Genomic DNA, 14,665 nt, shown 5'->3' on the forward strand with positions numbered 1-14,665 from the left:
AATACCAAATTGTAAGGGTTATCACAGATAACTCAAAACTAATTTTAAAAGGAGAGTCAAACTATGGCTTCTAAAGATTTCCACATCGTGGCAGAAACAGGTATCCACGCACGTCCAGCAACTTTGTTGGTTCAAACAGCTAGCAAATTTGCTTCAGATATTACTCTTGAATACAAAGGTAAATCAGTTAACTTGAAATCAATCATGGGTGTAATGAGCCTTGGTGTAGGTCAAGGAGCTGACGTTGTAATCTCAGCTGAAGGTGCTGACGCTGATGATGCTCTTGCAGCAATTGCTGAAACAATGGAAAAAGAAGGATTGGCTTAAACATGACAGAAATGCTTAAAGGAATTGCAGCATCTGACGGTGTTGCCGTTGCTAAGGCATATCTACTTGTTCAACCCGATTTATCATTTGAAACTCTTTCAGTTGAAGATACGAATGCAGAAGAAGCTCGTTTGGATGCAGCTCTAGAAGCTTCACAAAACGAGCTTTCTCTTATTCGGGAAAATGCAGTAGCGAGCCTTGGTGAGGAAGCGGCACAAGTATTTGATGCTCACATGATGGTACTCTCTGACCCTGAAATGATTGGTCAGATCAAGGAAACAATTCGTACGAAGAAGGTGAATGCTGAGGCTGGATTGAAAGAAGTCACAGACATGTTTATCACCATCTTTGAAGGAATGGAAGATAACCCATACATGCAAGAACGTGCGGCTGATATTCGCGACGTGACCAAACGTGTTCTTGCAAACTTGCTTGGTAAGAAATTGCCAAACCCAGCGACGATTAATGAAGAAGCAATCGTGGTTGCCCATGATTTGACTCCATCAGATACAGCTCAATTGAACAAACAGTTTGTTAAAGCTTTTGTTACAAACATTGGTGGCCGTACAAGTCACTCAGCCATCATGGCGCGTACACTTGAAATCGCAGCTGTTCTTGGTACAAACAACATTACCGATCTTGTAAAAGATGGTGATATTTTGGCTGTATCTGGAATCACTGGTGAAGTAGTCATCAACCCAACTGAAGAACAAATTGCAGCCTTCAAAGCAGCTGGTGAAGCTTATGCGAAACAAAAAGCTGAATGGGCTCTTTTGAAAGATGCGAAAACAGTGACTGCAGATGGGAAACACTTCGAGTTGGCTGCTAATATCGGTACACCTAAAGACGTTGAAGGTGTGAACGAGAACGGTGCAGAAGCAGTTGGTCTCTACCGTACAGAATTCTTGTACATGGACTCTCAAGACTTCCCAACTGAAGATGACCAATATGAAGCATACAAAGCAGTTCTTGAAGGTATGAATGGTAAACCTGTTGTCGTTCGTACTATGGATATCGGTGGGGATAAAGAACTTCCTTACTTCGATCTTCCTAAAGAAATGAACCCATTCTTGGGTTACCGTGCTTTGCGTATTTCTATTTCTGAGACTGGTAACCAAATGTTCCGTACACAATTGCGTGCTTTGCTTCGTGCATCTGTTCACGGACAATTACGGATTATGTTCCCAATGGTTGCCTTGTTGACAGAGTTCCGTACAGCTAAGGGAATCTTGGAAGAAGAAAAAGCGAAATTACTTGCTGAAGGTGTTGCCGTTGCAGACAACATCGAAGTAGGGATCATGATTGAAATCCCTGCAGCAGCCATGCTTGCAGACCAATTTGCAAAAGAAGTTGATTTCTTCTCAATCGGTACAAACGATTTGATCCAATACACGATGGCTGCTGACCGTATGAACGAACAAGTTTCATACCTTTACCAACCATACAATCCATCAATCCTTCGTTTGATTAACAACGTAATCAAAGCAGCTCATGCTGAAGGTAAATGGGCTGGTATGTGTGGTGAGATGGCTGGTGACCAAACTGCTGTTCCTCTCCTTGTCGGAATGGGCTTGGATGAATTCTCTATGTCAGCTACATCTGTCCTTCGTACACGTAGCTTGATGAAGAAATTGGACACTGCTAAGATGCAAGAATACGCAAACCGTGCTTTGACGGAATGTTCAACAATGGAAGAAGTTCTTGAACTTTCTAAAGAATATGTGAACGTAGACTAATTATCAATAGAGATAAATATAAAAGAGTTATCACTTTTTTTAAAGGTGGTAACTTTTTTCTTATCAAATATCAAATATGATTTTTTAAAAAGAAATGAGGCATCTGAACAGAATGATCACTGTTTGCTGAAATAAAGATATAGAATAAAAAGAATCATTCAATTATCTGGTAAAAGCTTGAATACAATTATTTTTATAGTATAATAAGTAAAAGGATAATTTGACGATTAAATAATATTGATGAAGAGATGGAAATTTTCAGAATTTCCTTCTTTGAATCATAATATTTTCATAAATTTTCATCATATTATTCAAGAAAAAATCTTGAATATTTCAACTATTTATAGTAGAATATAAACCATAGGAAGCGCTTACAAAAAGCAGGAGAGGTGAGTGGATGGATACACAACAAGCATTGTATACATTTGGAACTGGGGAGAACTTTCATCTTCAACATTATCTAGGAGCTCATAAGGACCAAGTAGATGGAGTAGATGGGTACTGGTTTCGAGTTTGGGCACCAAATGCTCAAGCAGTTCATTTAGCAGGAGACTTCACCCAATGGGAAGAAAATGAAATCCCAATGGAACGAAATGAAGCTGGCGTCTGGGAAGTTTTTACAGGGACGCCTCAAGTAGGAGATATTTATAAATACCATATCACTCGCCAAAATGGTCATCGCCTGATGAAAGTGGATCCTTTGGCAGTTCGAATGGAGAAACGTCCTGGAACTGGCGCCGTTATTACGGAAATCCCAGAACGAAAATGGAAAGATGGACTATGGATGGCCCGTCGTAGAAAATTGGGCTTTTTCTCACGTCCGGTAAATATCTATGAAGCCCATGCAGGCTCATGGAAGCGAAACGAGGATGGAACTCCTTTTACCTTTGCTCAGCTGAAGGAAGATTTGATTCCTTACTTGGTAAAAATGAACTACACCCATGTGGAGTTTATGCCAGTTATGGCTCACCCACTAGGTCTTAGCTGGGGCTACCAATTGATGGGTTACTTTGCCTTAGAGCATACTTACGGAACGCCGGAAGAGTTTCAAGACTTCGTTGAAGCCTGTCACTTGAATAACATCGGGGTGATTGTAGACTGGGTACCTGGTCACTTCACTATCAATGATGATGCCTTAGCTTATTATGATGGGACACCTACCTTTGAATATCAGGATCACCATCGGGCCCACAACTATGGTTGGGGAGCTTTAAACTTTGACCTTGGAAAGAACCAGGTCCAATCCTTCCTCATTTCTAGTGTGAAATTCTGGATCGAATTTTATCACTTGGATGGGATCCGGGTGGATGCGGTCAGCAATATGCTCTACTTAGACTATGATAGTGGTCCATGGACACCAAATATAGATGGTGGAAATCTCAACTATGAGGGGATTCATTTCCTTAAACGGATGAATGCTGTAATTAAATTAGAGCATCCTGATGTCATCATGGTTGCTGAAGAAAGTTCATCTGGGACAAAGATTACTGGTCCAGAAGAGTACGGTGGCTTAGGGTTTGACTACAAGTGGAATATGGGCTGGATGAACGACATTCTCCGTTTCTATGAAGAAGATCCTGTTTACCGGAAATTCGATTTCAACTTGGTTACCTTTAGTTTCATGTATGCCTTTTCTGAGAATTTCTTATTGCCATTCTCTCATGATGAAGTGGTACACGGGAAGAAGAGTCTTATGCATAAGATGTGGGGAGATCGCTACAATCAATTTGCTGGTTTACGGAATCTCTTGACCTATCAGATCTGTCACCCAGGGAAAAAGTTGCTCTTCATGGGTTCAGAATTTGGCCAATTCCTAGAGTGGAGATCAGAAGAACAATTGGAATGGTCAAATCTAGAAGATGAGATGAACCAGAAGATGCAAGAGTTCACCTCTCAGCTCAATCAGTTCTACAAAGACAATAAGATGTTATGGGAAATTGATGATAGCTACGATGGTATTGAGATTATTGATGCGGATAACCGAGATCAAAGTGTCTTGACCTTTACTCGTAAGGATAAAAAAGGAAATCATCTACTTTGTATTTTTAATATGGCACCAGTTGAACGCAAAGACTTCACAGTCGGAGTTCCAGTTGCTGGCGTCTATGAAGAAATTTGGAATACCGAATTAGAAAAATGGGGAGGTGTTTGGAAAGAACACAATCAGGAAGTGAAAACTCAAGAAGCTCTTTGGAAAGACTATCCACAGACCTTGACCTTCACTTTACCGGCTTTAGGAGCCAGTGTCTGGAAGGTGAAACGAAAACTTCGTTCTACTAATTCCAAAACAAAAAAATAACTGTTGCTGATCATCTGATCGCTGTCTAGGATCTATCTCGAAGCTCTCAAAGATGCCTCTATTACTTGCAAAAATGAGGGAATCCTTGGGAATAGGGAAAAGGTCTCGTCAATCCATAAAGGAGTAATCAATGAAGAATGAAATGCTAGCTTTGATCCTTGCTGGTGGGCAAGGAACACGCCTTGGAAAATTAACTCAAAGCATTGCTAAACCTGCAGTACAATTTGGGGGACGTTATCGTATTATTGACTTTGCCTTATCCAACTGTGCCAACTCAGGCATTCACAATGTTGGTGTGATTACTCAGTACCAACCGCTCGCTCTTAATAATCATATTGGGAATGGTTCTAGCTGGGGATTAGATGGCATCAATACAGGTGTTTCAATCCTCCAACCGTATTCTGCAAGTGAGGGAAATCGTTGGTTTGAAGGAACCAGTCATGCGATTTTCCAGAATATTGATTACATCGACAGCATAAATCCGGAATATGTTTTAATCCTTTCTGGAGACCATATCTACAAGATGGACTATGACGAAATGCTTCAGTCTCACAAAGATCACAATGCAAGCCTTACAGTAGCTGTATTGGATGTACCTTTAAAAGAAGCTAGCCGTTTCGGAATTATGAATACGGACGCCAATAACCGCATCGTAGAATTTGAAGAAAAACCGGCAGAGCCAAAATCAACAAAAGCTTCTATGGGGATCTACATTTTTGACTGGGCTCGTCTTCGCAACATGCTAGTAGCTGCAGAGAAGAGTGACATCGATATGTCTGACTTTGGTAAAAACGTTATTCCAACTTACCTTGAATCTGGAGAAAGCGTCTATGCTTATGAATTCAATGGCTATTGGAAAGACGTGGGAACCATTGAATCTCTCTGGGAAGCAAACATGGAATACATTGATCCAAATAACGCCTTAGACAGCCGTGATCGTCACTGGAAGATCTATTCTCGTAACTTGATTTCACCACCAAACTTCTTTGGTGAACATGCGTATATTGAAGATTCCTTGGTAGTGGATGGGTGCTTGGTAGACGGAACAGTAAAACGTTCTATCCTGTCTACGGAAGCACAAGTTCGTAAAGGTGCAGTCGTTGAAGATTCTGTCATTATGAGTGGTGCCATTATCGGACAAGGTGCTGTGATTAAACGTGCCATTATCGGTGAAGGAGCAGTCGTTTCAGAAGGTGTTGTCATCGATGGAACAGAAGAAGTACAAGTCGTTGGATATAACGAAAAAGTGGGGGTAGCAACAGATGAAGATTGATAAGTATTCAGCCATTTTAGGAAACACGGTAGGCTTCCATGATATGTCGTCATTGACAGATCATCGTCCTGTTGCCAGTTTGCCATTTGATGGGAAATATCGCTTGATTGACTTCCCGCTTTCTAGCCTCGCTAATGCAGGGATTCGTAGTGTATTTGGTATCTTCCAGCAAGAAAATATCAGTTCTGTCTTTGACCATATTCGCTCTGGTCGCGAGTGGGGCTTGTCAACCCTCTTGAGTCACTACTATCTCGGTATCTACAACACTCCAGTTGAAAGCTCAAACGTTGGCAAAGAATACTATGAGCAGTTATTAACTTATTTAAAACGCTCAGGATCTAATCAAACAGTAGCTCTTAACTGTGACATCTTGGTCAATATTGATTTAAACCAGGTCTTCCATTTGCATAACACCATTGATGCACCTATTACAGTCGTGTACAAAAAGATGCATCATCGTGACATCTCTGAAGTAAATGCGGTTTTAGAAATCGATGAGACAGACCATATACGTGGACAAAAGTTGTTTGATGGAACAGATCCAGATGCTCTCTATAATATGTCAACGGATATCTTTATCGTTGATACACCATGGTTGATTGAAAAATTAGAAGCAGAAATCCATAAAGAACATCCAGAAAAATTGCGTTATATCCTTCGTGATTTAGCAGTAGAACACGGGGCCTTCGCTTTTGAATACACTGGCTATATTGCCAATATTCATTCAGTTGAATCCTACTATCGTGCTAACTTAGATATGTTGGAAACCAATAAATTCATGTCTCTCTTCTCACCAAATCAAAAAGTTTATACCAAGGTGAAAAATGAAGAGCCAACTTACTATGCTCCTGGTTCGCAAATTAAGAATTCGCAATTTGCATCAGGAAGCATTGTCGAAGCTTTGGTGCATGATTCTATCATTTCTCGTCGTGTTCATCTACACCAGAGGGCAGAAATTCGTAGTAGTCTTTTGTTCCCAGGTGTCGTTGTCCATGAGGGAGCAGTCGTTGAGCATGCGATTCTTGACAAAGGGGTTGTAGTTGAAACTGGTGTAACCGTTCGTGGAACCAAAGAAGCACCTCTTGTGATTAAAAAAGGTGCTGTGATTACAGAGGATATTGGATAATGAAATTATTGTTTGTTGCTGCAGAAGGAGCTCCCTTTTCAAAAACAGGGGGCCTAGGAGATGTGATTGGAGCACTTCCTAAATCCTTGGCTAAAAAAGGACATGATGTCCGTGTCGTCCTTCCTTATTACGATATGGTAGAGGCGAAATTTGGCGACCAGATTGAAGATGTGCTACACTTTACTACCAAGGTAGGGTGGAGAAGTGAGTATGTTGGGGTAAAACGTATTTTTAGAGATGGTGTGACCTTCTACTTCATTGATAATCAAAAGTACTTCTTTAGAGGACACGTCTATGGGGATTTTGATGATGGTGAGCGTTTTGCTTTCTTCCAATTGGCTGCTCTTGAGATGATGGAACGTGTAGATTTCATTCCAGATATCGTCCACGTTCATGACTACCATACAGCCATGATTCCTTTCCTACTAAAAGAGAAATACCGTTGGATTCAAGCTTACAATGGAATTAAGTCTGTCTTGACCATCCATAATCTGGAGTTCCAAGGTCAGTTTGATCCAGGGATGCTTTGGGATTTATTTGGGGTTGGTTTCGAACGCTATGCAGATGGAACACTTCGTTGGAAAGACTGCTTGAACTGGATGAAGGCAGGGATTCTCTATGCAGACCGCGTGACGACTGTTTCGCCAAGTTATGCTAATGAGATTAAGACAGGCCAGTATGGTTGTGAACTAGATCAAATCTTGCGGATGGAATCTGGGAAGTTAACAGGGATTGTAAATGGGATTGATACGGATCTTTATAATCCTGAGACAGACCCCCTTTTGACCTATCATTTCAGTAAAGATGATTTATCAGGTAAGGCAGCTAGTAAACGTGCTCTTCAAGAGCGAGTTGGTTTGCCAGTTCGTGATGATGTACCTTTGTTTGGGATTGTTTCTCGGCTCACTCGTCAAAAAGGCTTTGATGTGGTGGTTGAAGAATTACACAACCTCCTACAAAAGGATATCCAAATCGTTCTTTTGGGAACGGGAGATCCTGGCTTTGAACATGCCTTTTCTTGGTTTGCTCAAGCTTATCCAGATAAACTCTCTGCCAATATTATGTTCGATGTGCAGTTAGCTCAAGAAATTTATGCAGCATCAGATGTTTTCTTGATGCCGAGTCGTTTTGAACCATGTGGTCTATCTCAAATGATGGCTATGCGTTATGGAACCTTGCCATTGGTTCATGAGGTAGGGGGACTTCGCGACACTGTTCAAGCCTATAATGTAGTTGACGGAAGTGGTACTGGTTTTAGCTTTAATAACCTTTCTGGTTATTGGCTAAACTGGGCTGTCGATCAAGCCCTAACTGTCTACACTCATCATCCAGATGTTTGGTTGGGGCTCCAAAAAGAAGCTATGAGTCGTGACTTCTCTTGGGATACAGCTAGCCAACATTACGCTGACTTGTATCAATCATTGTACGCATAATAAGGATTAAAAACGCCTATTTTTGAACTGTACGCCTAAAGTTAGACAGAAAAAATCTAACTTTGGGGTGCAGTTCATTTTAGGCGTTTTTTGTATGAGTTTTAAAGTCTCTACCATCCTTGGAAAAGAAGGAAAGAAAAAGCTTACATTTTTTGAGTAATAGTACTTGCTAAAATAATGGAAAAAAGATAAGATAGGTAAAGGTAAAAAATCCCGGGAAGGTATTTGAGGAAAAGGCTCATCCCTCTCTTCAACTATTTAAAGCCCTTCTATAGGATGCAAATATTACTATGTAGGAAGTTAAAGGATGAAAAAAACAAAACAAAGCTTTGAAAAGATTACTAAGTACTCGATTCGCAAATTATCGGTTGGCGTCGGACCGGTTGCAATCGGAGCTTTTTTATTGGCTGGAAGTATGCTAGGAGTCCGTCCTGTTCAAGCAGATCAGGTCTCTCAAAATGCCAATGTTCATTTTGGCTATGTGACAGAAGAGGAACTGACAGCTGAAGAGCAGGCACAGCTAATTCATGCTATCCCTGAGGAATATCAAAATGAGGATACTCTTTATCTAGTTTATAAAAAGAAAGGAAGTGCTCCACAGGTTCTTCCACAAACTGGAACCACTGAAGTAGCATTAGTTGGACTTAGTCTAGCCAGTGCTTCATTTGCTGTTCTTTTACTCTCTAAAAAACACCGGAAGAAAGTGATGGGGGTTCTTTTGATTGGGACTATGGGGCAGAGCCTTTTCCTATCGATGGAAGCCACTGCTTTACAGAATCAGGTCTTGCGTTCTTATAATCAAACCCTTTCTGTTTCATCTAGCCAAGAACTTGCCAAGGGTGTGATTGAGATTGATGGCTATGACTATATTGGTTATCTTCGCTACCCGTCGACTCCTAAAGTAACTGAACAGTTGTCTCCTGGTGATCAGAGAAATCAAAAAAATGAGCCTGGACAGCTCAAGACTATCACTTCTACTCCAAAGATAGATCTAAGCTCGCGTGTCACTCCAGAGGTCGGACCAGCCTTTCCTATCGTAGAAAAGCCAAGAGTTGAAGTATCTACGGAAGTCATTCCATTTGAAGTGGTTGAAAAACCTGATGCTACACTCGCCAAAGGCCAGACCAAAGTGTTGACTCCTGGCGAAAATGGGGAGCGGACCATTTTAACGCAAGTAAGTCTAGTCGAAGGCAAAGAGGTTCGGACAGTACTTGAAAGTACTGTGACGATAGAACCAGTCCCTCAAGTCCTAAGGGTTGGAACACAAGAAGAAGCCCACCCAACGCCCCAACCAAATCCAGTCGTAACAGCTAAGGGAACGCAAGAAGAAGGTCACGTTGGTGAAGCTCCTGTACAACCAGAAAACCCAGCCTATACTGGTGTCATCGAAACTAAGGGAACGCAAGAAGAAGGCCATGTTGGTGAAGCTCCTGTACAACCAGAAAACCCAGCCTATACCGGTGTCGTTGAAGCTAAGGGGACGCAGGAAGAAGGCCATGTTGGTGAAGCTCCTGTACAACCAGAGAATCCAGCCTATACCGGCGTCGTTGAAGCTAAGGGGACGCAAGAAGAAGGCCATGTTGGTGAAGCTCCAATTCAACCTGAGAACCCAGCTTATACCGGTGTCGTTGAAGCTAAGGGGACGCAGGAAGAAGGCCATGTTGGTGAAGCTCCTGTACAACCAGAGAATCCAGCCTATACCGGTGTCGTTGAAGCTAAGGGGACGCAGGAAGAAGGCCATGTTGGTGAAGCTCCAATTCAACCTGAGAATCCAGTTTACCAAATAACGGAAGGGACAGTTACAGAAACAGAAACGGTGGTCCTTCCATATGAAACCGAGTATGTATCAGATGCGAACCGCTATACTGATGAAGAAAGTATCCTTCAAAAAGGAGAGGCAGGTAGCCAGGAAATTCGCCGTGTCTATAAAACGGTCAATGGCGAGAAAGTTGGAGAGCCTCTCAGCACAGCAACTGAAACGGTAAAAGCTCCTGTGACAGAAAAAATTGGTCGTGGGACCAAAGCTATTGACGGCCAAACAGAGGAAGTTGCTTTTGAGGAAATTCCATTTAAGACGGTAACAGAACAAGATGCCACCCTGCTAAAAGGAAACGAAAGGGTCTCTCAAGCAGGAAAAAATGGGAAGAAGAAAATCACCAAGGTCTATAAGACCATTAAAGGTGTAAAAACTGCGGATGCTCCAACGGTTTCGGAGGAAGTCGTTGAACAAGCCCAAGATCGGATTATTCAAAAAGGGACCAAAGAACTAGACAAGCCAACCTTGACCTTGACCCAGGTCGATAAGGAAGAATTGAAGCGCAGTGCCAAAGCTAGCTATCATTTAGAAAAACCAGAGGGTGTGACCATCAAGTCCATCCAGGCGGTGTTGAAAAAAGGCGATCAAGTCGTGAAAACTTTTGCCCTTTCAGAGTCTGATTTGGCAGCTGCTTTAGCAGATTTAGACTACTACAAGGATTATACGCTCGCAACAACCATGGTCTATGATCGTGGAAATGGGGATGAAGAAGAGGTTCTCAAGGAAGAACCACTAAGACTTGACCTTAAAAAAGTTGAAGTCAAAAACATCAAGGAAACTAGTCTGATTAGCGTGGATGACCAAGGCCTTGAGACCGATCGTAGCCTCTTGTCCGAAACACCTTCAGATGTGAAACCTTATTACTTAAAGGTTACAACCCATGATAATAAGATCACAAAACTGGCTGTTGATAAAATTGAAGAAGTCACAATTGATGGAAAAGCATTATACAAGGTTACTGCTAAAGCACCTGATCTTATCCAACGAACAGCAGATCAACAGTTCAGCGAAGACTATGTCCACTACATTGCGAAGCCAAAAGCCCATGACGGAGATGTCTACTACAATTTCGACGAACTTGTAAAAGCCATGCAGGCCAATCCGACTGCGACCTTTAAGCTGGGTAGCAACATGAATGCGGCGAACGTACAAGCAGCAGGAAAATCCTATGTCACCAATGCCTTTAAGGGGACATTGGAAAGTACAGAAGGTAACAAATTTGCTATCCATAATATTACGAGACCACTGTTTGGGAACATCGAAGGTGGCTCGGTTAAGAATCTCTTGCTTGAAAATGTCAATATTGACCTACCTGGGACAGATCGAGTAGCACCAATCGCAGGTGTTATCAAAAATAATGCAACTGTTGAAAATGTTAAAGTAACAGGAAGTGTTGTCGGGAACAATGACGTAGCTGGTATTATCAATAAAATTGATGGTAGTGGGAAGGTAAGTAATGTTGCCTTTATCGGTAAACTGCACGCTGCTGGCAATAAAGGTGGTTATTTAGCGGGTGTCCTAGGAGAAAACTGGAAGGGTGTCGTTGAAAAAGCCTACGTTGATGCTGAAATGACTGGGAATAAGGCAAAAGCTGCAGGGCTAGTCTACTCCTCTCAAAATGGTGGAAATAACCATACAGTAGGTAAAGAAGGGGTCCTCAGAAATTCAGTTGCTAAAGGTTCGATCGAACTGAAAGAAGCTGTTCAGTCTGGTGGATTACTAGGGACCAACTGGGCCTTGGGTGCCATTGAAGACAACATCACCATGATGAAAGTCAAAACAGGTGAGATGGTCTTTGGTCACTCGGATATTGATGCGGACGACTACTTCACCTACTCAAGAACTAAACGGAATTACAGTGTGGAGGACGTGAGTGAAGGTAAGAAAACCTATAACAACTCCCGTAAAATCCCTAGCATTTCCCTTGCAGAAGCTGAGCAGAAAATTGAAGCAATGGGAATCACTGCTGCTACATTCACCAGTGACAAACCGATTGAAGATAGGCTCAATAACCTTGTCAACAAAGACGATCAATACAAGGCAATTGATGGCTACGATGCCGCTCGCGAACTTGCTTACCGCAATATTGCAAAATTGCAACCATTCTATAACAAAGAATGGATTGTTGACCAAGGAAATAAATTGGCTACGGGTAGTCCTCTCCTGACCAAGGAAGTCTTGTCTGTGACGGCCATGAAGGGCAATGATTTTGTAACCGAATTAGCTGATGCCGACCGTATCCTAATCCATTATGCAGATAAGACAAAAGATGTTTTTAGCATTACGCCAAAAGACTCTAAGGTCAAACAAGTCAAAGAGTACAGTGTGGCGGAGCTCGGTGAAGTGGTCTACACGCCGAATTTGGTTGACAAAGACCGGAGCGATCTCATTAGTGCCATTGTTGGAACATTAAATCCAGTCGAATTACAATCTGACCCAATCTACACGCACCTAGGTAGAACAGGACCTAACAAAGTCAATGCTATTAAGAACCTTTATCTTGAAGAATCCTTCAAAGAGGTGAAGGATAATTTGACTCACTTTGTGAAACAGTTGGTTGAAAATGAGGACCATCAATTGAACACGGATGAGGCTGCCAAACGGGCACTCATCAAGAAAATTGAAGATAACAAGGCGGCAGTTCTTTTGGGTCTCTCTTATCTCAACCGTTATTACGGAGTGAAATTTGATGATGTCCATCTCAAGCAACTCATGTTGTTTAAACCAGATTTCTATGGTAAGAATGTTGATGTCTTAGACCGCTTGATTGAAATCGGTTCAAAAGAAGACTATATCAAAGGAACTCGTACACACGATGCTTTCCGAGAAGTAGTAGCTAAACATACTCTTTCCGGTAATCTAAATGACTTCCTGAAATACAACATGGAACTCTTTACAAGCGATACAGACTTGAATGATTGGTTTATCAAAGCAACCAAAGACAATGTCTATATTGTAGAGCCAAAAACAACAACTCCTGAGTTTGCCGATAAGAAACATCGAGCATACGAAGGCTTAAATAACGATGTGCATGGTAAAATGATCTTGCCACTCTTGAACTTAAAAGATGCCCATATGTTCTTGATTTCAACCTACAATACAATGGCTTATAGTTCCTTCGAGAAATATGGTAAGAACACTGAAGCGGAACGAAATGCCTTCAAGTCGGAAATTGATAAGGTCGCAAAAGGGCAACAAAATTACCTAGATTTCTGGTCGCGTCTAGCAACGGATAAGGTTCGCAATCGACTCTTGAAGAGTAATAATATGGTGCCGACTCCTGTTCTTGATAACCAAAACTACAAAGGCATTAGTACAGATCGTTATGGACATACCAACAGTGGCAAAGACATCGCTCCAATCCGTGAATTGTACGGGCCTACCGATCGTTACCATGCGACAGATTGGCGGATGGGAGCAGTGGCGCGAATTTACGGAAACCCATATAAAGATGATTCTGTCTTCTTCATGGTGACGGATATGATCAGTGACTTTGGGGTTTCTGCTTTTACCCACGAAACGACGCACGTCAATGACCGTATGGTTTACTTGGGTGGTTGGAGACACCGAGAAGGAACTGATATTGAAGCCTTTGCCCAAGGGATGCTCCAAACTCCGTCAGTATCAAATCCAAATGGTGAGTACAAAGCCCTAGGTCTCAACATGGCTTATGAACGTCCAAACGATGGAAATCAATGGTATAACACTAATCCAAATGACCTTAAATCACGTGACGAAATTGATCGTTACATGAAGGGCTATAATGACACTCTCATGCTTCTGGATTACCTAGAAGGGGAAGCTGTATTGGATAAACATAGCAAGGACTTAAACAATGCTTGGTTCAAGAAGGTTGATAAACAATACCGAGGAGCGAACACCAAGAATCAATTCGATAAGGTTCGACCGTTGAGTGATGAGGAAAAAGCGATTGCTTTAAACACAGTAGATGACCTCATCACCAATAATTTCATGACCAACCGTGGTCCTGGAAATGGCGTCTATAATCCATCTGACTTTGGTTCAGCCTATGTGACTGTGCCGATGATGACAGGTATCTATGGTGGGAACACCAGTGAAGGGGCTCCTGGAGCTATGTCCTTCAAACACAATACCTTCAGAATTTGGGGTTACTATGGCTATGAAAAAGGCTTCCTAGGATATGCTTCGAACAAGTATAAACAAGAGTCCAAACAAGCTGGACTTGCCACTCTAGGAGATGATTTCGTTATTCAGAAAATTTCTGAAGGAAGATTTAACAACCTTGAAGATTGGAAGAAAGCTTACTTCAATGAAGTTGTAACAAGTGCCAAAAATGGAATTCAGGCTATTGACATCGATGGTAAAACCTACAATAGCTATGAAGACTTGAAACGTGCATTTGCTGAAGCAGTTGATAAAGATAAAGCTACCCTAAGTAACGGTTCTGTCAAATTTGACAATACTGTTTCACTGAAAGAAAAAATCTTTAAGAAATTGCTGCAAGAAACGGACAGTTTCAAAACCTCGATTTTCAAATAATCGAAGAACTCATCTGCTGAGCAGGTGAGTTTTTATGTTTGGTAAAATTAGGTCTCCTCCTGATAAAAATAGTATAAATTTTTATTGAAAATAAAAATAGACAAAGTGTCTAAAAATGATTAGAATCTTTTGAA

7 protein-coding genes are annotated in these 14,665 nt (G+C 41.6%); all 7 read left to right on the forward strand.

The window, feature by feature from the left end; all coding sequences use genetic code 11:
• The first annotated feature begins 63 nt into the window (after positions 1 to 63).
• Positions 64 to 327, forward strand: coding sequence for a phosphocarrier protein HPr (locus tag E5S68_RS01110; protein ID WP_006596636.1), 264 nt, complete (start codon positions 64 to 66; stop codon positions 325 to 327).
• Positions 328 to 329: 2 nt separating this feature from the next.
• Positions 330 to 2,063, forward strand: a complete 1,734-nt coding sequence (gene ptsP / locus E5S68_RS01115; RefSeq protein ID WP_135781999.1) for a phosphoenolpyruvate--protein phosphotransferase — start codon at positions 330 to 332, stop codon at positions 2,061 to 2,063.
• Between the two features lie 397 nt (positions 2,064 to 2,460).
• A complete protein-coding gene (gene glgB / locus E5S68_RS01120) occupies positions 2,461 to 4,362 on the forward strand; it encodes a 1,4-alpha-glucan branching protein GlgB (protein ID WP_135782000.1) in 1,902 nt (633 codons plus the stop codon).
• A gap of 130 nt (positions 4,363 to 4,492) precedes the next feature.
• On the forward strand, positions 4,493 to 5,635 hold the full coding sequence (locus tag E5S68_RS01125) for a glucose-1-phosphate adenylyltransferase (protein ID WP_135782001.1): 1,143 nt from the start codon (positions 4,493 to 4,495) through the stop codon (positions 5,633 to 5,635).
• Positions 5,625 to 6,761 (forward strand): glucose-1-phosphate adenylyltransferase subunit GlgD, encoded by a 1,137-nt coding sequence (gene glgD, locus E5S68_RS01130; protein ID WP_135782002.1) that lies wholly within the window; start codon positions 5,625 to 5,627, stop codon positions 6,759 to 6,761. Before E5S68_RS01125 ends, glgD begins: the two co-directional genes overlap by 11 nt.
• Positions 6,761 to 8,194 (forward strand): glycogen synthase GlgA, encoded by a 1,434-nt coding sequence (glgA, locus tag E5S68_RS01135; RefSeq protein ID WP_135782003.1) that lies wholly within the window; start codon positions 6,761 to 6,763, stop codon positions 8,192 to 8,194. Before glgD ends, glgA begins: the two co-directional genes overlap by 1 nt.
• Positions 8,195 to 8,501: 307 nt before the next feature.
• Entirely contained in the window at positions 8,502 to 14,531 is a 6,030-nt protein-coding gene (locus E5S68_RS01140) for a ZmpA/ZmpB/ZmpC family metallo-endopeptidase (RefSeq protein WP_135782004.1), read from the forward strand.
• Positions 14,532 to 14,665: the final 134 nt, after the last annotated feature.

Origin of the sequence: Streptococcus rubneri (assembly GCF_004785935.1) — a bacterium.
Lineage (GTDB): Bacteria > Bacillota > Bacilli > Lactobacillales > Streptococcaceae > Streptococcus > Streptococcus rubneri.

Excerpts from the sequence above, each read along its gene's own strand:
- E5S68_RS01110 (WP_006596636.1), top strand. The coding sequence starts at position 64 with ATGGCTTCTAAAGATTTCCACATCGTGGCAGAAACAGGTATCCACGCA.
- E5S68_RS01125 (WP_135782001.1), top strand. The coding sequence starts at position 4,493 with ATGAAGAATGAAATGCTAGCTTTGATCCTTGCTGGTGGGCAAGGAACA.
- glgA (WP_135782003.1), top strand. The coding sequence starts at position 6,761 with ATGAAATTATTGTTTGTTGCTGCAGAAGGAGCTCCCTTTTCAAAAACA.
- glgD (WP_135782002.1), top strand. The coding sequence starts at position 5,625 with ATGAAGATTGATAAGTATTCAGCCATTTTAGGAAACACGGTAGGCTTC.
- E5S68_RS01140 (WP_135782004.1), top strand. The coding sequence starts at position 8,502 with ATGAAAAAAACAAAACAAAGCTTTGAAAAGATTACTAAGTACTCGATT.
- ptsP (WP_135781999.1), top strand. The coding sequence starts at position 330 with ATGACAGAAATGCTTAAAGGAATTGCAGCATCTGACGGTGTTGCCGTT.
- glgB (WP_135782000.1), top strand. The coding sequence starts at position 2,461 with ATGGATACACAACAAGCATTGTATACATTTGGAACTGGGGAGAACTTT.